General features: G+C 69.8%; 21 protein-coding genes. 6 read left to right on the top strand and 15 right to left on the bottom strand.

Going from position 1 to position 21682, the window contains the following annotated elements:
* The first annotated feature begins 13 nt into the window (after positions 1–13).
* Complete coding sequence (locus PGN23_RS14675; protein WP_335303745.1) at positions 14–328, top strand: FtsB family cell division protein; 315 nt, start codon at positions 14–16, stop codon at positions 326–328.
* A 307-nt stretch (positions 329–635) separates the two neighbouring features.
* Here the strand turns inward: PGN23_RS14675 and PGN23_RS14670 are convergent, their stop codons facing one another.
* The 7 genes from PGN23_RS14670 to aroQ all read right to left on the bottom strand — a co-directional run bounded on the left by PGN23_RS14670 (position 636) and on the right by aroQ (position 8662).
* Entirely contained in the window at positions 636–1427 is a 792-nt protein-coding gene (locus PGN23_RS14670; RefSeq protein ID WP_335303744.1) for an enoyl-CoA hydratase/isomerase family protein, read from the bottom strand.
* 174 nt (positions 1428–1601) lie between these two features.
* A complete protein-coding gene (purL, locus tag PGN23_RS14665; RefSeq protein WP_335303743.1) occupies positions 1602–3812 on the bottom strand; it encodes a phosphoribosylformylglycinamidine synthase subunit PurL in 2211 nt (736 codons plus the stop codon).
* 123 nt (positions 3813–3935) lie between these two features.
* Entirely contained in the window at positions 3936–5360 is a 1425-nt protein-coding gene (locus PGN23_RS14660; protein ID WP_335303741.1) for a phospholipase D-like domain-containing protein, read from the bottom strand.
* Positions 5357–5677: an arsenate reductase family protein gene (locus PGN23_RS14655; protein ID WP_335303739.1), complete on the bottom strand. Its 321-nt coding sequence runs from the start codon at positions 5675–5677 to the stop codon at positions 5357–5359. The genes PGN23_RS14660 and PGN23_RS14655 overlap by 4 nt, the downstream gene beginning before the upstream one ends.
* A gap of 663 nt (positions 5678–6340) precedes the next feature.
* Positions 6341–7690, bottom strand: coding sequence for an acetyl-CoA carboxylase biotin carboxylase subunit (accC, locus tag PGN23_RS14650; protein ID WP_335303737.1), 1350 nt, complete (start codon positions 7688–7690; stop codon positions 6341–6343).
* A 1-nt stretch (position 7691) separates the two neighbouring features.
* Positions 7692–8180, bottom strand: a complete 489-nt coding sequence (gene accB / locus PGN23_RS14645) for an acetyl-CoA carboxylase biotin carboxyl carrier protein (RefSeq protein ID WP_335303736.1) — start codon at positions 8178–8180, stop codon at positions 7692–7694.
* Positions 8181–8215: 35 nt separating this feature from the next.
* Entirely contained in the window at positions 8216–8662 is a 447-nt protein-coding gene (gene aroQ / locus PGN23_RS14640; RefSeq protein ID WP_335303734.1) for a type II 3-dehydroquinate dehydratase, read from the bottom strand.
* A gap of 72 nt (positions 8663–8734) precedes the next feature.
* Here aroQ and thiS point away from each other — a divergent pair, with 72 nt between their 5' ends.
* Both thiS and PGN23_RS14630 read left to right on the top strand, forming a co-directional pair.
* Positions 8735–9730, top strand: coding sequence for a sulfur carrier protein ThiS (thiS, locus tag PGN23_RS14635; protein ID WP_335303733.1), 996 nt, complete (start codon positions 8735–8737; stop codon positions 9728–9730).
* Positions 9731–9821: 91 nt separating this feature from the next.
* Positions 9822–10004: a CsbD family protein gene (locus PGN23_RS14630; RefSeq protein WP_335303732.1), complete on the top strand. Its 183-nt coding sequence runs from the start codon at positions 9822–9824 to the stop codon at positions 10002–10004.
* A 101-nt stretch (positions 10005–10105) separates the two neighbouring features.
* Here the strand turns inward: PGN23_RS14630 and PGN23_RS14625 are convergent, their stop codons facing one another.
* Both PGN23_RS14625 and PGN23_RS14620 read right to left on the bottom strand, forming a co-directional pair.
* Positions 10106–12277 (bottom strand): primosomal protein N', encoded by a 2172-nt coding sequence (locus PGN23_RS14625; protein ID WP_335303731.1) that lies wholly within the window; start codon positions 12275–12277, stop codon positions 10106–10108.
* A 55-nt stretch (positions 12278–12332) separates the two neighbouring features.
* Complete coding sequence (locus PGN23_RS14620) at positions 12333–13781, bottom strand: diguanylate cyclase domain-containing protein (protein WP_335303730.1); 1449 nt, start codon at positions 13779–13781, stop codon at positions 12333–12335.
* Between the two features lie 67 nt (positions 13782–13848).
* Between PGN23_RS14620 and PGN23_RS14615 the strand changes: the two genes are divergently transcribed.
* Complete coding sequence (locus PGN23_RS14615) at positions 13849–14748, top strand: tyrosine recombinase XerC (protein ID WP_335303729.1); 900 nt, start codon at positions 13849–13851, stop codon at positions 14746–14748.
* Between the two features lie 3 nt (positions 14749–14751).
* Here PGN23_RS14615 and PGN23_RS14610 read toward each other — a convergent pair whose 3' ends face one another.
* The 5 genes from PGN23_RS14610 to rsmI all read right to left on the bottom strand — a co-directional run bounded on the left by PGN23_RS14610 (position 14752) and on the right by rsmI (position 18697).
* Positions 14752–15351 (bottom strand): DedA family protein, encoded by a 600-nt coding sequence (locus tag PGN23_RS14610; RefSeq protein ID WP_335303728.1) that lies wholly within the window; start codon positions 15349–15351, stop codon positions 14752–14754.
* 166 nt (positions 15352–15517) lie between these two features.
* The gene (gene gshB, locus PGN23_RS14605) at positions 15518–16483 is read right to left on the bottom strand and encodes a glutathione synthase (RefSeq protein WP_335303727.1); all 966 of its coding nucleotides are present in this window, start codon (positions 16481–16483) and stop codon (positions 15518–15520) included.
* Positions 16484–16515: 32 nt separating this feature from the next.
* Positions 16516–16896: a YraN family protein gene (locus tag PGN23_RS14600; protein ID WP_335303726.1), complete on the bottom strand. Its 381-nt coding sequence runs from the start codon at positions 16894–16896 to the stop codon at positions 16516–16518.
* Between the two features lie 44 nt (positions 16897–16940).
* Entirely contained in the window at positions 16941–17753 is an 813-nt protein-coding gene (locus PGN23_RS14595; RefSeq protein WP_335303724.1) for a DUF6454 family protein, read from the bottom strand.
* A gap of 89 nt (positions 17754–17842) precedes the next feature.
* Complete coding sequence (rsmI, locus tag PGN23_RS14590) at positions 17843–18697, bottom strand: 16S rRNA (cytidine(1402)-2'-O)-methyltransferase (RefSeq protein WP_335303722.1); 855 nt, start codon at positions 18695–18697, stop codon at positions 17843–17845.
* On the opposite strand from rsmI, the gene PGN23_RS14585 reads away from it, so the two are divergent.
* Positions 18696–19886 carry a penicillin-binding protein activator gene (locus tag PGN23_RS14585; protein ID WP_335303720.1) on the top strand — a complete coding sequence of 397 codons (1191 nt, stop codon included), beginning with the start codon at positions 18696–18698 and terminating at the stop codon, positions 19884–19886. The genes rsmI and PGN23_RS14585 overlap by 2 nt on opposite strands.
* A gap of 37 nt (positions 19887–19923) precedes the next feature.
* Here the strand turns inward: PGN23_RS14585 and hemW are convergent, their stop codons facing one another.
* Entirely contained in the window at positions 19924–21093 is a 1170-nt protein-coding gene (gene hemW / locus PGN23_RS14580) for a radical SAM family heme chaperone HemW (protein WP_335304613.1), read from the bottom strand.
* 21 nt (positions 21094–21114) lie between these two features.
* Here hemW and PGN23_RS14575 point away from each other — a divergent pair, with 21 nt between their 5' ends.
* On the top strand, positions 21115–21681 hold the full coding sequence (locus PGN23_RS14575) for a CAP domain-containing protein (RefSeq protein ID WP_335303718.1): 567 nt from the start codon (positions 21115–21117) through the stop codon (positions 21679–21681).
* The last annotated feature ends 1 nt before the right edge of the window (position 21682 follow it).

Here is a 21682-nt window from a genome sequence, read left to right as displayed (position 1 = left end):
AATCGCGCCCATCATGCCGCGCAAGCCCCATCCGCTCAAGGCCACGCTACGCCGCGCGATCGCGCCGGCGTTGTTCGTCGCCGTGCTGACGTTCTTCGGTGCCTATGCGTTCCTGGGCCCCAATGGCGTGCTGGCGCTGGGCGACTACAAGCGGCAGATCGTCCAGCGCGAGCGCGTATATGCCACGCTGGACCAGCGCCGCGCGATGCTGAAGAACCGCGTCGCACTCCTCGATCCGCGCCATGCCAACCCCGACATGGTCGACGAACTGGTGCGCAAGGAACTGAACGTCGCGCACCCGGACGAGGTGATCGTCCCGCTGCAATAGGCGGGGCGGGGCGTCGCGCCCCTTTCCGTTATCCCCGCGCAGGTGGGGACCCAGAAACGACGGCCCCATTGATCGAGGCGCCCCAACCTATGCCGTCATGCCGGACTTGTTCCGGCATCCACTGTGCCGCGTATCCACAGGCTATCAATTTTGCGGAACCGTGGACCCCGGAACAAGTCCGGGGTGATGTTGCGAGCTATGCTGACGCAGCGACTTTCGCGAAGGTCCCAGCTTCGCCGGGCAACGAAAGGGGAGTTTCGCAAGGGCCGCGGCTTCGCGGGAATGACGATGGGGATGCGCCCGTCGCTCACCGCCCCGCGAACGATGCCGGGCGCTTCTCCAGGAACGAGCGCATCCCCTCCTGGAAATCCTGCGAGCGGAACAGCGGCAGCAGCTGGAGGTACACGTGCTGCACATGCGTCTCGAACGTCTCGTCCAGCCCCATGCGCATCATCCGCTTCGACGCCTGAACCGCCAGCGGGGCGTTGGCCGCGATCTCCTGCGCCAGTGCGCGCGCCGTCGTCGCGACCTCGGCGGCGGGGACGACGTGATTGGCAAGGCCCAGCTCCAGCGCCTCCGCCGCGGTCAGCGTGCGCCCGGTGAAGATTAGCTCCGCCGCCCTGGCCCAGCCGATCATCCGCGGCAGCAGCCACGTACCGCCGGATTCGGGCACCACCCCGCGCTTGACGAAGGCGGCGGCGAGCTTCGCCTCCTGCGCCATCACGCGGATGTCGCAGCCGATCGCGATGTCCATCCCGTACCCCGCGGCCGAGCCGTTGAGCGCGGCGATGACGGGCTTGTCCATCGCGAACAGGACGGTAGGCGGCGCGGTGCGCAGGTCGATCGTGGCGGGGTGTGCGGCGCCCGACGATCCGATGCCGTCGCCCTTCGTCGCGCTGTTGAGGTCGAGCCCGGCGCAGAAGGCGCGGCCCGTACCCGTCAGGATGACGACGCGCACCTCCGGGTCGGCATTGGCGCGCACCAGCAGCGCGCCCATCAGGTCGAGCATCGGACCGGAGATGGTGTTCATCCGCTCCGGGCGGTCCAGCGTCAGCGTCGCGATATGGTCGCTGACCTCGTAGCGGATGTCGTCGTGCATGTGCCTCTCCTTTCGGTGGAGCGTGGCACGCGCAGGGGGCGGGGGGAAGCTGGCCGTAGTGTCAGGTACTTGCCACTAGCACCCCGTCACCCCGGACTTGATCCGGGGTCCCGCTTCTTACCTACGTCGCGAGAAAAAGCGGGACCCCGGGTCAGGCCCGGGGTGACGGGAAGATCAGACCGCCGCGCCCATCAGCCGGGGGAAGAACCCCTCGTGCGCCGCGCGCAGGTCCGCCAGCGGCACGCAGAAGTCGCCGTCGCGCAGCTCGAAGATCAGCCGCGTGCCGACCGTGCGCCCCAGCGGATCGGCGTCGACGCCCGCATCCAGCGCCGCCTGCAGGAAGTCGAGCAGCGCATGGTCGTGGACCGTCACGATATAGACGCCCTGATCCTCCGCGAAGAGCGAGGCGGCGGTGTCGAACGGCAGCGCGCGGTCGATCATCGCGCCGATATTGCCCGCCAGCGCCATCTCCGCCAGCGTCACCGCGATGCCGCCGTCGGACACGTCGTGGACCGCGCCCAGATGCCCCGCCTCGATCTCAGCGCGGACGAAGTCGCCGGTGGCGCGCTCCGCGGCCAGGTCGACGCGCGGCGGCGGGCCTTCCTCGCGCCCGTGCAGCTCGCGCAGCCACAGCGACTGGCCCAGGTCGCCGCGCCGCGTGCCGACCGCGACGATGATGTCGCCGGGCTGCTTGAACGCGATCGTCATGTTCTTCTGCCAGTCCGCCAGCAGCCCGATCGCGCCGATCGCGGGAGTGGGCAGGATCGCCGAGCCGCCGCCGGTCGCCTTCGATTCGTTGTAGAGCGACACGTTGCCCGACACGATCGGGAAGTCGAGCGCGCGGCACGCCTCGCTCATCCCCTCCAGACAGCCGACGATCTGCCCCATGATCTCGGGGCGCTGCGGGTTGGCGAAGTTGAGGCAGTTGGTGACGGCCAGCGGGCTGGCGCCCACCGCGGTCAGATTGCGCCACGCCTCCGCGATCGCCTGCTTGCCGCCCTCAACCGGGTCCGCGAAGCAATAGCGCGGGGTGCAATCGGTGGTGATCGCCAGCGCCTTGTCCGTGCCGTGGACGCGCACCACCGCGGCGTCGCCGCCGGGGCGCTGCACGGTGTCGGCACCGACCATGTGGTCGTACTGCTCCCAGATCCAGCGGCGGCTGGCGATGTCGGGCGAGCCCATCAGCGCGAGCAGGTCGGCGGCGGGGTCCTTGCTCTCCGGCACGTTGACCAGCGCCTTCGCCGGCGGGGTGGGGACGTGCGGGCGGTCGTACAGCGGCGCCTCGTCCGCCAGCGGGGCGAGCGGGATGTCGCATACGACGTCGCCCCGCCACTTGAGCACCATGCGCCCGGTATCGGTGACATGGCCGATGACCGCGAAGTCCAGCTCCCACTTCTCGAAGATGCCTTGCGCGAACGCCTCGCGCCCGGGCTTCAGCACCATCAGCATGCGCTCCTGCGATTCGGAGAGCATCATCTCATAGGGCGTCATGCCCTCCTCGCGCTGCGGCACGTCGTCCATGACCAGCTCGATGCCGACCCCGCCCTTGCTCGCCATCTCGACCGAGGAGGAGGTGAGCCCGGCCGCACCCATGTCCTGGATCGCGACGATCGCATCGGACGCCATCAGCTCCAGGCACGCCTCGATCAGCAGCTTTTCGGTAAAGGGGTCGCCGACCTGCACCGTCGGGCGCTTGGCATCGGCATCCTCCCCGAAATCGGCCGAGGCCATGGTCGCGCCGTGGATGCCGTCGCGCCCGGTCTTGCTGCCGACATAGACGATCGGGTTGCCGATGCCGCTGGCGGCGGAATAGAAGATCCGGTCGGTCTGTGCGACGCCGACCGTCATCGCATTGACCAGGATGTTGCCGTCATAGGCGGGGTGGAAGTTCACCTCGCCCCCCACGGTCGGCACGCCGACGCAATTGCCGTAGCCGCCGATGCCGTGGACCACCCCGCTGATGAGGTGGCGCATCTTGGGATGATCGGGCCGCCCAAAGCGCAGCGCGTTCATGTTCGCGATCGGCCGGGCGCCCATCGTGAACACGTCGCGCAGGATGCCGCCCACGCCCGTCGCCGCGCCCTGATAGGGCTCGATGTAGCTCGGGTGGTTGTGGCTCTCCATCTTGAAGATCGCGGCCTGCCCGTCGCCGATGTCGACCACGCCCGCATTCTCGCCGGGGCCGCAGATGACCTGCGGGCCGGTGGTGGGCAGCTTCTTCAGGTGGATGCGGCTCGACTTGTAGCTGCAATGCTCGGACCACATGACCGAGAAGATGCCCAGCTCGACCAGATTGGGCTCGCGGCCCAGCGCGTGGAGCACGCGGTCATATTCCTCGGGGGACAGGCCGTGGTCGGCGACGATCTCGGGGGTGATCTGGCTCATGGGCGCGCGCATAGCGGGATGGGGGCTGTCCGTCACCCCGGACTTGATCCGGGGTCCCGCTTTTGCGGGCCGGCGATGGAATAAGCGGAACCCCGGGTCAGGCCCGGGGTGACGCGCGCCCCTTTACCTTCGCCGCCGGAACCGCCGCAGCAGCCCCGGACGCTTCGAGAACGCCTCGAACATCGCCGCCGGCCCTTCGGGATCGAGCACCTCGTTGTCGGCCAGCCACGCCTCGACCTCGTTCAGGTCCTTGTGCTCGTACGGGATCAGCGTGCGGCCGTCCCCGCGCAGCCGCTCGATCGTCGCGATCAGCCCGTCCGCGGCGACACCCTGCGCCACGGTCGACACGTCGACACCCAGATGCTCCGCGATCAGGTCGTCGCGCAGCCGCACGATCGTCTCGGGCTCCTGCATGATCGTCACGTCGCATTCGGTGTCGAGCCGCAGCGAGCGATTGTTGAAGTTCGACGAGCCGACGCGGATCGCGACATCGTCCACCACGAGCACCTTGGCATGGCAATAGATCGGCTCGCCGGCTTTCGTGACGGGGTGGTAGAGGCGGAAGCGGTCGCGGTGGTCGCGGTGCTCGATCTCCGCCACCAGCCGCGAGCGCGCGGTGTCCATCGCCAGCGGCTCCAGCCACCCCTGCGCGGTCGTGGGGTTGACGATGACGATCTCGGGCGGATCGTCCTCCATCACGCGCGTCGCGATCGCCTCGGCGATGCGGCGCGACGCGAAATACTGGCTCTCGGCATAGAGGCACCGCTTCGCGCCCGCGATCAGCGCCAGGTACAATTCCTCGATCTCGCGGATCGCCGCCAGCCCGCCATGCTCGGGCTGCGAGCGCGACAGCGCGACGTCGACATCGGTGAAGTCGGGCGCGAGGCTCGCGGGCCAGCAGGCCCCCAGCCGCGGCGGGGGCGGGGCGATCGCATCGCCGCCCGCGATCTGCCAGCGGGTGCGACACAATTCGCCCAGCGCCACTGCCGCCTGCCCCTCCAGCGCGGTCGTGGCGTCATGCCACGGCTTGTACGGCGTGCCCGAGGGCGAGGTGCGCCGCGGGTCGCCGTCGCGATGCTCGCGCGTGTCCCAGCGCTCGTCGGTCATGTCGATCCCGCCGCAGAAGGCGAGATCGTCGTCGATCACCACGATCTTCTGGTGGTGCGAGGCGGCGACCGGATGGTGCCCGTCGAGCAGCAGGTGGATGCGCTTCTGGAAGAAGCGCCACTTGAACAGGGTCCACAGCGTCTTGCCGCGCACCAGCGTCTTCAGCGCCCCCTTGTCCCAGCGCAGGATATAGACCTGCAACCCCGGCGTGCGCTTCACCAGCCAGCCGATGAAGTCGCCCACCGTCGTCGGCGCCTCGGGATGGTCGTCGTCGAACGCGAGCGTGATGCGCGCGTCGAAGTCCCAGCCGACGAGCAGTATCTGGTGTCGCGCGTTCATCATCGCCTCGCGCGCGCGGCGGAAATAGGCGTCGGCATCGACGATGACGCTGGCGCGCGTGGCGCGCGCGATCCGCCAATAGGCGCGGTCCGGCAGCGTCACAGCAGGTCGCGCACCAGCTCGGGCGGGCGGGCGAGGCGGACGCCCTTCCCGGTCTCCACCAGCGGGCGTTCGATCGTGGCGGGGTCGCGCGCCATCAGGTCGAGCGCCGCGTCGTCGTCCGCCACCCTGGGCGCATCCTTGCGCAACCCCTCGCGCGGCGCGATCCCGGCGCGGGCATAGAGGCGCGCCAGCTCGTCGCGCGTCGGCGGCGTCTTCAGATATTCGACCACCGTGACCTCGGCCCCGCCCTCGCGCAACAGGTCGAGGGCCTGTCGCGACTTGGAGCAGCGCGGGTTGTGCCAGATGGTCGCCTTCATGGGGGCGTGTCCTACAGCATGCGCGGGTCGGGTCCAGTCCGCGATTGTCGTCCTCTCACCCATCCGTCATCCCCGCGAAGGCGGGGATCCTAACGCGCAGGTAGGTCAATGAAAGCATGATGTCAGCGACACGGGGAATCGACGGCCCTACGACAAACGCCGCTGTCCTACACGCCGGTCATCTGTCATGCCCGCGACGTTCCTTCTCAATGTCGACAGCCCATACCGCCGGCGACCGGGGTCGCGTGTCGCCGGGAAGGAATTCCCGCCCCGACGTGGCGTCAACTTTGTCAACTTCCGCGTGCGAATCACCGCAGCGGCGCCCGCCCGAACCGCCGAACCCCGGCCAGACCCCGGATCGAGTCGAAACCTCCGCGAAAGTCGGTTCCCTGTTCCCCGGCGCAGGCGGGACCTTTGCAAATGGCTTCACCGTGCTCCTGCGCAGGCAGGAGCCCAGGGTTGCAGGTCCCGTAAGGCGTTGCTCTGCCTGGCCCTGGGCTCCTCCCTGCGCAGGAGCACGGCGTGGCTCGATGCCGTTGCACCTGTTTTGCAAAGGCCCCACCTGCGCCGGGGAACGACGAAATCGCCGAGCGTCCCACGACCTTCGCAGAAGCTTCGAACACGTCCGGGGCGACGATCGCCCTTAGGCTGAGGACATGGCCATCACCCCTGCTTCGCCAGCCACTCCTCCAGCCACTTGATCGTATACTGGCCCTCGCGGAATTCGGGATCGTCGAGCAGCGCCTGGTGGAGCGGGATGGTCGTCTTCATCCCCTCGATCACGAATTCCTCCAGCGCGCGGCGCAGCCGGCGCAGCGCGCCTTCGCGGGTGGTGCCGTAGACGATCAGCTTGGCGATCATGCTGTCGTAATAGGGCGGCACCTTGTAGCCCGCATACAGCCCGCTATCGACGCGGACGTGCATCCCGCCGGGCGCGTGATATTGCTTCACGAGGCCGGGCGACGGCGCGAAGGTGCGCGGGTCCTCGGCGTTGATGCGGCATTCGATCGCATGGCCGCGGAAGGTCACGTCCTCCTGCCGCAGCGTCAGCGGATGCCCCTCCGCCACGCGGATCTGCTCGCGCACCAGGTCCAGCCCGGTGATCGCCTCGGTCACCGGATGTTCCACCTGCAGCCGGGTGTTCATCTCGATGAAGTAGAATTCGCCGTCTTCCCACAGGAACTCGATCGTTCCCGCGCCGCGATAGCCCATGTCGGCCATCGCCTTCGCGACGATCCCGCCCATCCGCTCGCGCTCGGCCGCCGAGATGACGGGGGAGGGGGCCTCCTCCAGCACCTTCTGGTGGCGGCGCTGGAGCGAGCAGTCGCGCTCGCCCAGATGGATGGCGTTGCCGTTGCCGTCGCCGAACACCTGGAACTCGATGTGCCGCGGATTGCCGAGGTACTTTTCCATGTAGACGGTGGCGTCGCCGAACGCCGCCTTCGCCTCGGTCCCGGCCTGCTGCATCAGCGTTTCGAGCTGGTCGGCGGAGGCGCACACCTTCATGCCGCGCCCGCCGCCGCCGCTGGCGGCCTTGATGATGACGGGATAGCCGATCCGCTCCGCCAGCGCCCTGGCTTCCTCCACGTCGCCGATCGCGCCGTCCGAGCCGGGGACGAGCGGCAGGCCGAGCGCGCCGGCGGTGCGCTTGGCCTCCACCTTGTCGCCCATGGTGCGGATATGCTCCGGCTTGGGACCGACGAAGATGAGGTTGTGCAGCTCGACGATCTCCGCGAACTTCGCGTTCTCGGACAGGAAGCCGTAGCCCGGATGGATCGCATCCGCGCCGCTGATCTCCGCGGCGGAGATGATGTTGGGGATGTTCAGGTAGCTGTCGGTCGCCGCCGGCGGCCCGATGCAGATCGCCTCGTCGGCGAGGCGCACGTGCATCGCGTCCGCATCGGCGGTGGAATGCACCGCGACGGTCTTGATCCCCATCTCGCGACAGGCGCGGTGGATGCGCAGCGCGATCTCGCCGCGATTGGCGATCAGCAGCTTCTTGATCTGGGCCATGTTACTCGACGACCACCAGCGGCTGGTCGAACTCGACCGGCTGGCCGTTCTCGACCAGCACCGCCTTCACCACGCCGGCGCTGGGCGCGGTGATCGGGTTCATTACCTTCATCGCCTCGACGATCACCAGCGTGTCGCCGGCAGCGACGGTCTGGCCGACCGCGGCGAACGGCTTGGCCCCCGGCTCCGCGGCCAGATAGACCGTGCCCACCATCGGCGAGCGCACCGCATTCGCGTTCGACGGCGCGGAGGGCCCCGCGGTATCGACCTGCGGCGGCACGGCGGCGGTGGCGGCCGGCGCTGCGGGGGCCGGTGCGTAATGGACCGCGGGGGCGGCGGCGGCGGCGGCCTTGCGCGCCACACGGATCTTGCGATCGCCGTCCTCCACCTCGATTTCGGTCAGCTGGGTAGCGTCCAGCAGCTGGGCGAGCTGGCGCACCAGCTCCACGTCGACCTGCATCGCGCCGTTGTTATCGTTGTTGTCGGTCATGCGACCCCATTTCCCTGATTAGGGCGCGCCTCCTGTCAGAAGCGCGCCGCCGCTTCAAGCGCGAGCATATAGGACAATGCACCGAACCCGGCGATAGTGCCCTTCGCCGCCTGCCCGACGAAGGAGACGTGGCGGAAGTCCTCGCGCCGGTGCGGGTTGGACAGATGGACTTCGATCACCGGCGTCCGGATCGACTTGATCGCGTCGTGCACCGCGATCGAGGTGTGGGTGAAGGCACCCGCGTTCAGGATGACGGCGCGGGCATCGTGCGCCTGCGCCTCGTGCAGCCAGTCGACCAGATGCCCCTCGTGGTTGGACTGGCGCATGTCGATCGACAGCCCCAGTTCGCGGGCGCGGTCCTCCAGGTTGCCGGCGATGTCGTCCAGCGTGTCGTGGCCGTAGATCTCCGGCTCGCGGGTGCCGAGCAGGTTCAGGTTCGGACCGTTCAGGACGTAGACGGTTGCTGGGACGGCATCGCTCATCCGCGCCTCATCGCACCGGCGGCGGCGCGGTGCAACGTTGCCCCTGTCGGTGCAGCCCCCTAGATGGCGGGCATGGCACATACCGACGGCACCATCACCATCACCGTGAACGGCGAGCACAAGCGCGTCTCCGCGGGCCTTTCCATCGCGCAGCTGGCCGAGCAGCTCGGGCTGGTGCCCCAAAAGGTGGCGGTGGAACGCAATCTCGAAGTGGTGCCGCGCTCGACGCTGGCGCAGGTAACGGTGGAGGATGGCGACGAGCTGGAGATCGTCCACTTCGTCGGCGGTGGGGACCATGACGACGACACATGGACGGTGGCGGGGCGGACGTTCCGATCGCGGCTGATCGTCGGCACCGGCAAGTACAGGGACTTCGCACAGAACGCCGCCGCCGTGGAGGCGTCGGGCGCGGAGATCGTGACGGTGGCGGTGCGGCGCGTGAACGTCAGCGATCCCAAGGCGCCGATGCTGACCGACTTCATCGATCCGAAGAAGATCACCTATCTGCCCAACACGGCGGGTTGCTTCACCGCCGACGAGGCGATCCGCACGCTGCGACTGGCTCGTGAGGCCGGCGGCTGGGACCTGGTCAAGCTGGAGGTGCTGGGCGAGGCGCGCACGCTCTACCCCGACATGCGCGAGACGCTGAAGGCGACCGAGGTGCTGGTGCGCGAGGGTTTCAAGCCGATGGTCTATTGCGTCGACGATCCGATCGCCGCGAAGCAGCTGGAGGAAGCCGGCGCGGTGGCGATCATGCCGCTGGGCGCGCCGATCGGCAGCGGTCTGGGAATCCAGAACCGCGTCACGGTGCGGCTCATCGTCGAGGGGGCGGGCGTCCCGGTTCTGGTCGATGCCGGCGTCGGCTGCGCATCCGATGCGGCGGTGGCGATGGAGCTTGGCTGCGACGGCGTGCTGATGAACACCGCGATCGCCGAGGCGAAGGACCCCGTGCTGATGGCCGCAGCGATGAGGCGCGCGGTCGAGGCGGGGCGGATGAGCTACCGCGCCGGGCGCATGGGGCAGCGCCGCTACGCCGATCCGTCCAGCCCGCTCGCCGGCCTGATCTGAATAAAGAAAAGCGGAACCTCTGCGAAGTCGCCACGTTCATGACGTACCTGGAACGCGACCGTTTATCGGTCCATCGCAAGGGAGATATTTCATGGGCGAGCTGGTCGACAAGATCAAGGGTAACGTCAACGAAATGGTCGGCAAGGCGAAGGAAGCCTTGGGCGATCACAACAATGACGAGAGCATGAAGGCCGAAGGTCAGGCGCAGCAGGCGCAGGGCAAGGGCGAGCAGTTCAAGGGCAAGGTCAAGGGCGCGCTGGGCGACAACATCTGATTGTCGTCTAGCGACCCGATCGGTAATGGGATAAAGCCGCTCCGGGAAACCGGGGCGGCTTTGTCGTTGACGATATTTCGGAGCCGATGATCCGGCCACACCTACAGGAAGCTGTAGGGGTCGACGTCTACGGCGACGCGAACCTTGGCGGACCATTCCAGCGCGCCGAGCCAGTCGCGGATGACGTCCTGTACGTCGAGCGCACGCCGGGCGTGGACCAGCAGGCGGTAGCGATGACGGCCGCGCAGCATCGCCAGCGGGGCGGGGGCGGGGCCATAGACCTCCATTCCGTCGACCCTCGGCGCGGCGCGACCGATCTGTCGCGCCGTCTCCAGCGCGCTCGGCTGGTCTTCCGATGAGACGATGATCGCGGCATAGCGGCCGAACGGCGGAGCGCCCGCATCCTGCCGCGCCTCCGTCTCGGCGGCGTAGAAGGCCTCCGCGTCCCCGGTGACGAGCGCCTGCATCACCTGCGCCCCGGGGCTGTGGGTCTGGATGAAGACATGGCCGGGTTTCTCGCCGCGCCCCGCACGCCCCGACACCTGGCGGATCTGCTGGAAAGTCCGCTCGGCGGCGCGCAGGTCGCCGCCGTCCAGCCCCAGATCGGCATCGACGACGCCGACCAGCGTCAGATTGGGAAAATGATACCCCTTCGTCACCAGCTGCGTACCGACGACGATGTCGATCGCCCCCGCCTCCATCCGGGCGACGAACTCCGCCGCCCGGGCCGGCGACCAGATCGTGTCGGAGGTGACGACCGCAATGCGAGCCTCCGGGAAGAGGGCGGCGACCTCGTCCGCGATCCGCTCCACGCCGGGACCGCAGGCGACCAGCGTATCCTCGTTCCGGCACTCCGGGCACAGTCGCGGCACCGGCTCGACATGGCCGCAATGGTGGCAGGCGAGGCGGCGGGTGAGGCGGTGCTCGACCATCCACGCGGTGCAATGGGGGCATTGGAAGCGATGCCCGCAGGTACGGCACAGCGTCAGCGGGGCATAGCCACGGCGGTTGAGGAACAGCAGCGACTGTTCGCCGCGCGCCAGCGTTTCGCCCAGCGCGGCGACCAGCCGCGGGCTGAGCCAGCGGCCGCGCTCGGGCGGTTCGGCGATCAGGTCGATCGCCTCGATCGTCGGCAGTTCCGCGGGCCCGAACCGGCCGGGCAGTCGCACCTCGGCATAATTCCCGAGCGCGACCTGGTGCCGCGTCTCGATCGCCGGGGTGGCGGAGGCGAGGATCGTCGGACACCCCTCGAACAATCCGCGCATCACCGCGACGTCGCGGGCATGATAATGGACGCCGTCCTCCTGCTTGAAGCTGGTTTCGTGCGCCTCGTCGACGACGATCAGGCCCAGTTGGGCGTAGGGGAGGAACAGCGCGGAGCGCGCGCCGACGGTGACCCGCGCCTCTCCGCTGGCGATGGCGCGCCATGCCCGGCGGCGCTGGGCGGCGCGCAGCCCGGAGTGCCAGGCCACCGGCTCGCAGCCGAAGCGGTCGTGGAAGCGCTTCAGGAACGGCTCCGTCAGCGCGATCTCGGGCAGGAGGACGAGCACCTGCCGCCCGGCGCGGATCGCCGCTGCCACCGCCTCGAAATAGACCTCGGTCTTGCCCGATCCGGTGACGCCGTCGAGCAGGATGGTGCGGAAGCTCTCCGCCGCCACCGCCTCGCACAGCGTCGTCGCGGCGGCGCGCTGGTCGTCGGACAGGACGGGGGGCGCGTGATCCGGGTCGGGCGCGGGGTAGGGCGTGTCGATCGCGACCTCGGTCGCCTCGATCGCCCCCGCCTTCACCAGTCCGCGGATCACGCCGTCGCTGACGTCGGCCAGCGCGGCGAGCTCGCGGATCAACCCCTGCCGGTCGCCGATCCGCTCGAGCGCCTGGGCACGCTGCGGGGTGAGGCGATCGGGGACGTGGCCGGTGGCGCGATATTCGATCGCGGTGCGCGATCCCTCCAGCGCGGCGCTGGACGACAGCGCCATCCGCACGACCGCGGCGGGCGGGGCGAGATAATAATCGGCGGTCCATTCCACCAGCCGGCGCAGCGGCGCGCGCAGGGGCGGCGCGTCGGCGACGGCCAGCAGGTTGCGCAGGCGATTGTCACCGACCTCCGCCTCGGACGGCATCCGCTCGGCCTCCCAGACGACGCCGGTCAGTTGTCGCGGCCCCAGCGGTGCGACGACGATCGATCCCGGTTCGACCGCCATGCCGTGCGGCACCCGGTAGTCGAGCGGGCCGAGCGCAGAATTCAGGACGAGGACGCGGGCGCGGGAAGACATCGCCGCCCATATGGGGGCAAGCCGAGTCGGCGGGAAGTCGGAAGGTGACGTCGGGTCAGGCGGCGCGGCGAGCCGATTGGCGACCGATGCGCGACCGCTTCATCGCGTACAGCACCGTATCCGCCCGGCGCGCGAATTCGCGAAGCGACGCACAGTTCGCATCGAACGGTGCGATCCCGACCGACCCGCCGCTGGCCATCGTGATACCGCCCGATTCGACCGTCACGCGGAGTGCGGCCTCGACGCGGTCGCGCAGGCTGTCGACATCGGCGACGAGCACGGGATCCTCGATCACCAGCGCGAACTCGTCGCCGCCGATGCGTGCGGCGAAGACGCCGTTCAGCCACGGCTCGGTCAACGCCGCGCCGGTGAGGCGCAGTACCTCGTCGCCCGCATCGTGTCCCAGCGTGTCGTTGATCGCCTTGAACCCGTCGAGGTCGACGAGCGCCAGCATCAGCGGTCCGCCGTCCTGCCGGGCGCGCGCCATCGCCGCCTCCAGCGTGCGGTCGAACGCGGCGCGGTTGGCCAGCCCGGTCAGCGCATCGGTGTCGGCGGAGCGGCGCAACTGCTGCTCCAGCGCGTATCGCTCCGTCATGTCCATGAAAACGCCGACCAGCGCCACGACGCGGTCGTCGACGATCTCCGGCTCGCCGATCGAGCGTACGCGGCGCAGGGTGCCATCGGCCGCGTGGAAGTCGCTCTCGAAATCGAAGGGGCGCCGGCGACGGATCGATTCGTCGAGCATCCGGCCGATCCGCGGCCGCATCGCAGCGGGGTAGAAATCGATCGCCCTGTCGGACGGCGGCGGTTGCTCGCCGTGCGGCAGGCCGTAGATGCGAAAGACGTTGTCCGACCACGTCAGCGTATGGTCCAGCACCGACAGCCGCCACGATCCGATCATCGCGATCCGCTCCGCCTGGCGGAAGATGCTGTCGCGACGCGCCACCTCCGCCAGCAATTCCTCGGTCCGCGTGGCGATGGCGACCGCGCGCACCGCCGCGCGGCGCGACGCGAGCAGCGTTTCCGCCAGCGTGGCGAGGTGGAGCAGCGCCTCGCGCTCGGCGGGGTCGAGGGTGCGCGGCGTCCGATCGATGACGCAGATCGTCCCCACGGCATGGCGCTCGCCGTCGTCACCCTCCACATGCAGCGGCGCGCCGGCGTAGAAGCGCATCCCGCCCTCCGTCACCAGCGGGTTGGTGGCATATTCGGTATCCTGCGCGAGATCGTCGATGATGACGGTCGAGTCGGTGCGGATCGTTCGATCGCAGAAGGCGACGTCGCGGCGCAGCTCGCGCGGGCCGGGCACGTCACCCGCGGTGATCCAGACCCGGTCGCGATCCACCATGTTGATGAGCGCGGTGGGGCAACCGATCAGGCGCGAGGCGAGCGTCGTCAGCGCCGTGAATTCCTGCTGCGGCTCGGCATCCATCAGCGCCAGCACGCGCAACGCGGCGATCCGGGCGGACTCGTCATCCAGGCGATCGGTGGGCGCAGGCTGGTGCATGCCCGTTAAGTAGCGGACGAGGCTTAAAATTGCTTTGCCGGTGCGGCGAATTGATCGAAAAGGCGGGATGGATTCCACCGAGCCGCTTCCGCTCGCCGTGCAATGGTCGGTGCATCTGGCGCGCGATCGTCGACGCTCGGAGCATACCGTCCGTGCCTATCGTGCCACCGCGCAACGGCTGGTCGCGTTTCTCACCGCGCATTGGGGGCAAGCGGTCGACCGGCGGGCGGTCGCGGGTGTGGAAGCGGCGGACCTGCGCGCCTATCTGGCGCAGCGGCGGGGCGGCGGGCTGACCAATGCGTCGGCAGCGCGGGAATTGTCCGCGGTGCGCGGCTTCCTCGATTGGGCGAATGGCGACGGCACCGCGCCACGCCTGAAGGGGCCGCGCGTCAAGAAGGGCGTCCCGCGCCCGGTCTCTCCCGACGAGGCGGTGGCGCTGGCGGGTGCGGTGGCGCAGGAGAGCGACGAGCCGTGGATCGCGGCGCGCGACTGGGCGATCCTGCTGCTGCTGTACGGCGCGGGGCTGCGCATCGGCGAGGCGCTGGGGCTGACCGGCGCGGTGCTGCCGCTGGGCGAGACGATCAGCGTCCGGGGCAAGCGCGACAAGACGCGGGTCGTACCCCTGCTGCCCGCGGTGCGTGCGGCGGTGGAGGAGTACGTCCGGCTCGCCCCCTGGCCGGCCGCGCGCGATGCGATCCTGTTTCGCGGGATGAAGGGCGGCGCCTTGTCCGCCGGGGTGGTGCGGGTGAAGGTGCGCGCGGCGCGGACCCGGCTGGGCCTGTCTGAGCGGGCGACGCCGCACGCGCTGCGCCACAGTTTCGCGACGCATCTATTGGGGCGCGGCGCTGATCTGCGCGCGTTGCAGGAGCTGCTGGGGCACGCCAGCCTGAGCTCGACCCAGGTCTATACCGCGGTGGATGCAGCGCATCTGCTCGACGTCTACCGCGCCGCGCATCCGCACGGATGACGGTCAGCCGCGCGGTGTCCAGGTGATGACGCGGTAGCCGTAATAGCCGAGTGCCAGCACCGTCAGCGCGATCCCCGCCGGGCCGACGTACCTGTCGAGATCGGCATAGCGGCTGCCGAGGTAGAAACCCGCCCCCGCCAGCACGCCGTTCCAGATGACGCTGCCCACGAACGTCATCAGCAGGAACCGCCACACCGGCATCCGCGCCATGCCCGCGGGCAGCGAGATCAGCGTGCGGAAGGTGGGCATGAAGCGGAACACGAAGATCACCCAGCCGCCGTGACGGTGGAAGAAGGTTCGCAGACGCTCGACATCCTCCCATTCCATCGTCAGCCAGCGGCCATGCCGCTCGACGAAGGGGCGGAAGCGCGCATAGCCGAGCCGCCGCCCGATCTCGTACCAGAAGACATTGCCGGCGGTGGTCCCGGCGGTGCCCCACAGCAGCAGCGGGATCATCTCCATCTGCCCGCGCGCGACCGCGATCCCGCCCAGCCCCATGATGACCTCGGACGGGATGGGCGGCACGACATTCTCCAGCGCCATTAGCAGGAAGATGCCGAAATAGCCGCCCCAGACGATCCAGTTGACGATGAAGTCGGTCATGCTGCCGTGGGAGCCGCGACGGCACCACCACCGTCTGCCCTGAGGAGGGGCCGAGCCTGTCGCGCGCCCGTCCCGAAGGGCACGCGACATGCATGTGCTTGGAGGCGGCATTTCGACAAGCTCGATGCCTCCTCAGCACGAACGGGTGTGGACGGTAACCCGCCGTTCAGCCCACTCGTTCCGCCAGCCTGCGGCCGATCGCGTCCCAGATCAGCCCGGCGACATCCGTGCCGTCGAACTTCTCGATCGCGACGATGCCGGTGGGGGAGGTGACGTTGATCTCGGTCAGCCACTCGCCGCCGATCACGTCGATGCCGACGAAGATCAGCCCGCGTCGCCTGAGCTCCGGGCCGAGTTCGGCGCAGATCCGACGCTCGCGCTCGGTCAGCCCGGTCTTCTGCGCGGAGCCGCCGACCGCCAGGTTGCTGCGGATCTCGCCCTCGCCCGGCAGGCGGTTGATCGCCCCGGCGACCTCGCCGTCCACCAGGACGATGCGCTTGTCGCCCTTCGCCACGCCGGGCAGGAACGCCTGCACCATGTGCGGCTCGCGCCAGGTCTGGTTGAAGACCTCGATCAGCGCGGACAGGTTCTCGCCCTCCGGGCCGACGCGGAAGATCGCCTTGCCGCCGTTGCCGTGAAGCGGCTTTACCACGATCGCGCCGTGCTGCTTCAGGAAGGCGCGCGCCTCGTCCAGCGAGCGCGTGACGAGCGTGGGCGGCATGTAATGCGCATAGTCGAGCACGAAGACCTTTTCCGGCGCGTTGCGGACGCTGGCGGGGTCGTTCACGACCAGGGTACGATCGGCGACGCGCTCCAGCAGGTGCGTGGCGGTGATGTAACCCAGATCGAACGGCGGGTCCTGCCGCATCAGCACGACATCGGCCTCCGCGCCCAGATCGAGGCTGACGGGCTCGCCGAACCGGAAGTGATCGCCGGCGACGCGCTGGACGGTGACCGGATGCGCCTTCGTCCACAGCCGTCCCTCGGACCAGTTCAGGTCTTCGGGCGCATAGTGGAACAGCCGGTGGCCGCGTGACTGCGCCGACAGCATCAGCGCGAAGGTGCTGTCGCCCGCGATATTGATCGAGGCGAGCGGGTCCATCTGGACGGCGACGGTGAGCGACGGGTTCATGCGCAGCGATGTAGGCGGCCGTATGCGGCGTGTCAGTAGCCGATCCACGCATTCTCGATATGGCGCGGGCGCGTGCCGGGCGCGAGCAGCAGCACGTCGACGCGGATGTCCTCGCCGGCGGTGGCGTAGCGCGGCATCAGCACCTCCGCGGCGGCGGCGACGCGGGCGAGGCGGCGCTGGTCGATCGCATGGTCCAGCTCGGCCGCGGTGCGGCGCGCCTTCACCTCGACGAATGCGATCAGCGCGCCGCGCTGCGCGATCAGATCGACCTCGCCCGCGGGCGTGCGCACGCGCCGGTCCAGAATGCGCCAACCCTTCAGCCGCAACCACCACGCGGCGATCCGCTCGCCGCGGCGCCCGGCGGCCTCGGCGGCGATCCGGGTCGCGGTGGGACGGGGAGCGGGACGGCGCATCGCGGCACGATGGCGCGCGCATGCCCCTGGCGCAAGCGGCGGGGTCAGGCGTCGAGGCGGAAGTGGAACACGCGGCTGGGGCCGTCCTCCGGCACGACGAACAGGTCGCGCCCCTCGATCGTCATGCCTTCGCCGGTCAGCGGCCCGCCGCGCCCGAACGGTCGCACGGGACCGACCGCGCCCGCTCGCAGCGTTCGCGCCACGGTCATCGTCGACCAGTCGATCCAGTCGACCGTCCCGCTGAACAGTCCGCGACTGCCCCCGGCGACGAGCGCGCGGCCGACGAATTTCATGTCCTGATAATGGGTGTCGGACGGATTGGAGAGGACGCGCGTGCGGGCCTGCCCGGTCAGGTCGAACACATAGAGCAACCGGCTGTCCCAATTGCCCGCGACCAGCTGATGCCCGAGGATCGCGACGCAGCCGAGATGATCGGGAAAGGAAACGCGGCGGCGGACGGTCAGTGTCGCCGCGTCGATCTCCACCAGCTGCGACGTGCTGTCGGGGCGGTTCTCCGCGACCGGGACCCAGATCGAACCGCGCGCGATCGACATGCCGCCGGGATGGTAGCGCGGTCCGTCGGTCAGATCGACCCGGCGCACGAAGCGGCCGGTCGCGCGATCGAATTCGTGGATATACCCGCGGTGATGCCGCCGATCGACCGACGTGACCCAGATGCGCTGCGGGGTCATCTCCAGCCCCTGGACATGGAACAGCTCGCCATCGAGTTGCAGCGTATCGAGGAGGCGCGCGCGCTCGATCCCGTCGGTGCGCTCGGGCGAGGCGGCGGTCGAGAACGCCGGCAGCATCGCCAGCAGCGCGATCAGGGCAGGACGAAGCGATCGGACGAACATCATCTGGCCTTCCCGGTGGCGTCGGGATCGCCATGGCGATGTTCTGTGTCAGCCCGGCTGAGCTTTTGTTGCCGTTTCGCTTCGGCGGACGGTCAGTCCTTCGGCTCGCCCTTCAGCTCGATCGCGCGGGAGTAGAGCACCTTGCGGTCGAGCCCGAGCGCCTTGGCGACCTCGCCCGCCGCCTTGGAGGCGGGCAGGCGGGTGAGCGCATCCGCCAGCGCCGCGTCGGCATCCGCCTCGCTCGCGGGGGCCGGGGGGTCGGGGGGGGCCACGACCACGACGATCTCGCCCTTGGGTGCCGCCTCCGCATAGCGCGCGGCCAGCGCGCTGAGTGTGCCGGTGACGGCTTCCTCGAACTTCTTCGTGATCTCGCGCGTGACCGCCGCCTCGCGGTCGCCGAGGCCGGCGGCGAGCGCCGACAGGCAGGCGGCGAGGCGGGGGCCGGATTCGTAGAAGACCAACGTGGCGCGCACCGCCGCCACCTCCGCGATCGCCTCGGCACGGGCGTGTTCCTTCGACGGCAGGAACCCCATGAACAGGAAGCGGTCCGTCGGCAGCCCCGCTAGCGTCAGCGCGGCGACGGCGGCGCAGGGGCCGGGGATCGTCACCACGGCATGGCCCGCCGCGCGTGCCTCGCGCACCAGCTTGAACCCCGGATCGGAAATGAGCGGAGTGCCCGCATCGCTGACCAGCGCCACCGCCTCGCCCGCCATGCGCGCGATCAGCTGCGGCCGGACGTGCGCGGCATTGTGGTCGTGATAAGGCGTCATCGGCCGCCTGGCGCCGATATGGCGTAGCAACCCGGCGGTGACGCGGGTATCTTCCACCGCGATAACATCGGCTTGGCGCAGGATCTCGGCGGCGCGCGGCGACAGGTCGCCGAGATTGCCGATCGGGGTGGCGACGATATAGAGGCCGGGGTCGAGAGAGTTCACGGGAGGTGTCATGGCAGAGGCGAACGCACGGCCGCAACGGGTCGTTTCCCGGCTGGTCACGCTGGCGGGGGCGTTGTTGCTGGCGGCGTGTTCGACGGTCGTGCCGCGCGGGCCGGTGCAGCAGAGCGTCGACACCGCGCCGCCGCCGCCGCGGGTGACGACGCCGGACGTGGCGCAGGGGCTGCCGCGCGACGTCGCGCGCAACCGCGTCGCGCTGCTGGTGCCGCTGTCGGGCAGCAATGCGGGCGTCGGGCGCAGCCTGGCCAACGCGACCCAGCTGGCGCTGCTGGATACGAAGAACCAGCAGGTCCGCATCACCAATTACGACACCGCGCCCGGTGCCGCGGCGGCGGCGCGCCGCGCGCTGGCGGAGGGCGCGCAGCTGATCCTGGGGCCGCTGCTGGCGGACGACGTCCGCGCGGTGGCGCCGATCGCGCGGGCCGCGAACGTGCCGGTGCTGTCCTTCTCCAACGACGTCAGCGTGGCCGGAAACGGCGCCTATGTCCTGGGTTACGCCCCGGCGCAGGCGATCGAGCGGGTGGTGAGCTATGCCGCGGGCAAGGGGATCAGCAACTTCGGCGGACTGGTGCCCAACGCGCTCTACGGCAGCCGCGCGTCGACCGCCTTCCTGCGCGCGGTCGAGCAGGCCGGGGGGCGTGTCGTCTCGCTCCAGACCTACGACCGCGGCTCGGGCGCGATCGCGGGCGCGGTGCAGCGGATGGCGAAGGACGCGCCGTTCGGCGCGGTGCTGATCGCTGACGGCGCGACGCAGGCGAATGCCGCGGTCCCGCTGCTGCGGCGCAGCTCCCCCTCGACGCAGATCCTGGGCACCGAATTGTGGAATTCGGACAATAACGTCGCGGGTGCCGCGTCGCTGAACGGGGCGTGGTTCGCCAGCGTGCCCAACACGCTCTACCGCCAATATGCGCGCAACTATCGCACGCGCTTCGGCGCGTCGCCCTACCGACTGTCCAGCCTGGGCTATGACTCCGTGCTGCTGGTGGTGCGCATCGCGCGCGACTGGAAGCCGGGCAGCGTCTTCCCCGAAAGCCGGCTGCGCGATGGCGACGGGTTCGCCGGGATCGACGGGGCGTTCCGCTTCGGTCGCGACGGGGTGGCGGAGCGGATGCTGGAGGTGCAGGAGGTGCGCGGCGCGACCACGGTGACGGTGTCGCCCGCGCCGACCGAGTTCCGGCGATAGGATCGATCGTCGCACTGCCGAGGGTCGGGGTAACGGCCTACCCCACCTTCACGACTCTCGGCAGGATCGCGTCGAGCAGGATCATGCCCGCCTCGCTGACCGTCAGCCGGTCGCCCTCGCGCGCGATCAGCCCGGGGAGCGCGGCGACCGCGTCCGCATCGATCAGCGCGTCGATCGTCAGCCCGGTGCGCGCCGCGACGCGCGCCAGATCGACCCCTTCCGCCAGCCGCAGCCCCATCAGCAGCGCCTCCGCCGCGCGGGTTTCGGGCGCAAGCGGCTCCTCGCTTTCGATACCGTGCGCGTTGCGATCGACCGCGGCGAGCCAGTTTTCGGGCTTGCGCCGACGCACGCTGGCCAGCCGGTGGCGGCGGCCGTGCGCACCGGGACCGATGCCGGCATAATCGCGGTAGCGCCAGTAAGCGAGGTTGTGGCGGCTCTCCGCGCCCGGGCGGGCATGGTTCGAAATCTCATAGGCCGGCCGGCCCGCCGCCGCGGTCATCGCGCGGGTCAGGTCGAACAGATCGGCGGCGGCATCGCCGTCCGGAATGGTCAGCCGCCCCGCCGCCGCCTCGGTCGCGAAGCGGGTGCCCGGCTCGATCGTCAGCTGGTACAGTGACAGATGCTCGGTGCCGAACGCCAGCGCCCGCGTCAGTTCCGCTTCCCACGCCGCAAGCGGCTGGTCGGGACGCGCGTAGATCAGATCGATGCTGACCCGCGCGAACGCCGCCTGCGCGACATCCAGCGCGCCCAGCCCCTCGCGCACGTCATGCGCCCGCCCCAGGAAGGCGAGCGCGGTGTCGTCCAGCGCCTGGAGCCCCAGCGACACGCGGTTGACCCCGGCGGCGGCGAGGTCGGCGAAGCGTGCCGCCTCCACCGAGGAGGGATTGGCCTCCAGCGTGATCTCGACATCGCCGCCCGGCGTCCAGGCCGTCGTGGCGGCATCGATGATCGCGGCGACCGTCGACGGCGGCATCAGCGACGGCGTACCCCCGCCGAAGAAGATCGAGCCGAGCCGACGCCCCGGCAGCAACGCGGCCTCGTGCGCCAGATCCGCCAGCAGCGCGTCACGCCAGCGCTGTTGGTCGACCTGTTCGCGCACATGGCTGTTGAAGTCGCAATAGGGGCATTTCGATACGCAGAACGGCCAGTGGACGTAGAGCGCCAGAGGCTCGTCGCTGGCGGCGGCGGGGATATTGTCGGCGGGCATGGCCGCGCCGATATGGCGGCGATGCGCCCGAAACGCCATGCCGCCATCGCCACCCTGATGCTCCTGCTCGGGGGATGCTCCGCCGATGCGGGGCCGCCGCGCGTGATCGAGCCGCGCGTCGATACCGCCCCGGCCGCGCGCGGCGAGGCGCTGCTGCGCCAGGCGATGATGGCGGGGCATAATCGCGCCCGCGCCGATGTCGGCGTCCCGCCGTTGGTGTGGGATGACACGCTGGCCGCGTCCGCTGCGGCCTATGCGCGCGAGATGGCGCAGACCGGCCGCTTCGCCCATGCCGAGCAGCCGCAGGGACCCGCGCGCGAGGGCGAGAACCTCTTCACCGGCACGCGCGGCGCCTATCGCTATGACGAGATGGTGCGGCTGTGGGTCGACGAGCGGCGCGACTTCGTCAACCGCCCGGTGCCGGGAGCGAGCCGGACGGGCGATTGGGGCGGGGTGGCGCATTACGTCCAGATCGTATGGCGCGACACGAAGCGTGTCGGCTGCGCCGTCGCCAGCGGGCGCAGCGACGACTATCTGGTGTGCCGCTACTCGCCGGCGGGCAATGTCGTGGGGCAGACCGCATTCTGAG

This window comes from Sphingomonas adhaesiva, assembly GCF_036946125.1.
Taxonomy (GTDB): Bacteria; Pseudomonadota; Alphaproteobacteria; order Sphingomonadales; family Sphingomonadaceae; genus Sphingomonas; species Sphingomonas adhaesiva_A.
This window is presented reverse-complemented; position numbering and strand designations above follow the sequence as displayed.

Bases quoted from the DNA above. Each gene is read 5' to 3' on its own strand.
- PGN23_RS14675 (WP_335303745.1), top strand. From the start codon at position 14: ATGCCGCGCAAGCCCCATCCGCTCAAGGCCACGCTACGCCGCGCGATC.
- PGN23_RS14670 (WP_335303744.1), bottom strand. From the start codon at position 1,427: ATGCACGACGACATCCGCTACGAGGTCAGCGACCATATCGCGACGCTG.
- purL (WP_335303743.1), bottom strand. From the start codon at position 3,812: ATGAGCCAGATCACCCCCGAGATCGTCGCCGACCACGGCCTGTCCCCC.
- PGN23_RS14655 (WP_335303739.1), bottom strand. From the start codon at position 5,677: ATGAAGGCGACCATCTGGCACAACCCGCGCTGCTCCAAGTCGCGACAG.
- accC (WP_335303737.1), bottom strand. From the start codon at position 7,690: ATGGCCCAGATCAAGAAGCTGCTGATCGCCAATCGCGGCGAGATCGCG.
- accB (WP_335303736.1), bottom strand. From the start codon at position 8,180: ATGACCGACAACAACGATAACAACGGCGCGATGCAGGTCGACGTGGAG.
- aroQ (WP_335303734.1), bottom strand. From the start codon at position 8,662: ATGAGCGATGCCGTCCCAGCAACCGTCTACGTCCTGAACGGTCCGAAC.
- thiS (WP_335303733.1), top strand. From the start codon at position 8,735: ATGGCACATACCGACGGCACCATCACCATCACCGTGAACGGCGAGCAC.
- PGN23_RS14630 (WP_335303732.1), top strand. From the start codon at position 9,822: ATGGGCGAGCTGGTCGACAAGATCAAGGGTAACGTCAACGAAATGGTC.
- PGN23_RS14625 (WP_335303731.1), bottom strand. From the start codon at position 12,277: ATGTCTTCCCGCGCCCGCGTCCTCGTCCTGAATTCTGCGCTCGGCCCG.
- PGN23_RS14620 (WP_335303730.1), bottom strand. From the start codon at position 13,781: ATGCACCAGCCTGCGCCCACCGATCGCCTGGATGACGAGTCCGCCCGG.
- PGN23_RS14615 (WP_335303729.1), top strand. From the start codon at position 13,849: ATGGATTCCACCGAGCCGCTTCCGCTCGCCGTGCAATGGTCGGTGCAT.
- PGN23_RS14610 (WP_335303728.1), bottom strand. From the start codon at position 15,351: ATGACCGACTTCATCGTCAACTGGATCGTCTGGGGCGGCTATTTCGGC.
- gshB (WP_335303727.1), bottom strand. From the start codon at position 16,483: ATGAACCCGTCGCTCACCGTCGCCGTCCAGATGGACCCGCTCGCCTCG.
- PGN23_RS14600 (WP_335303726.1), bottom strand. From the start codon at position 16,896: ATGCGCCGTCCCGCTCCCCGTCCCACCGCGACCCGGATCGCCGCCGAG.
- PGN23_RS14595 (WP_335303724.1), bottom strand. From the start codon at position 17,753: ATGATGTTCGTCCGATCGCTTCGTCCTGCCCTGATCGCGCTGCTGGCG.
- PGN23_RS14585 (WP_335303720.1), top strand. From the start codon at position 18,696: ATGGCAGAGGCGAACGCACGGCCGCAACGGGTCGTTTCCCGGCTGGTC.
- rsmI (WP_335303722.1), bottom strand. From the start codon at position 18,697: ATGACACCTCCCGTGAACTCTCTCGACCCCGGCCTCTATATCGTCGCC.
- hemW (WP_335304613.1), bottom strand. From the start codon at position 21,093: ATGCCCGCCGACAATATCCCCGCCGCCGCCAGCGACGAGCCTCTGGCG.
- PGN23_RS14575 (WP_335303718.1), top strand. From the start codon at position 21,115: ATGCGCCCGAAACGCCATGCCGCCATCGCCACCCTGATGCTCCTGCTC.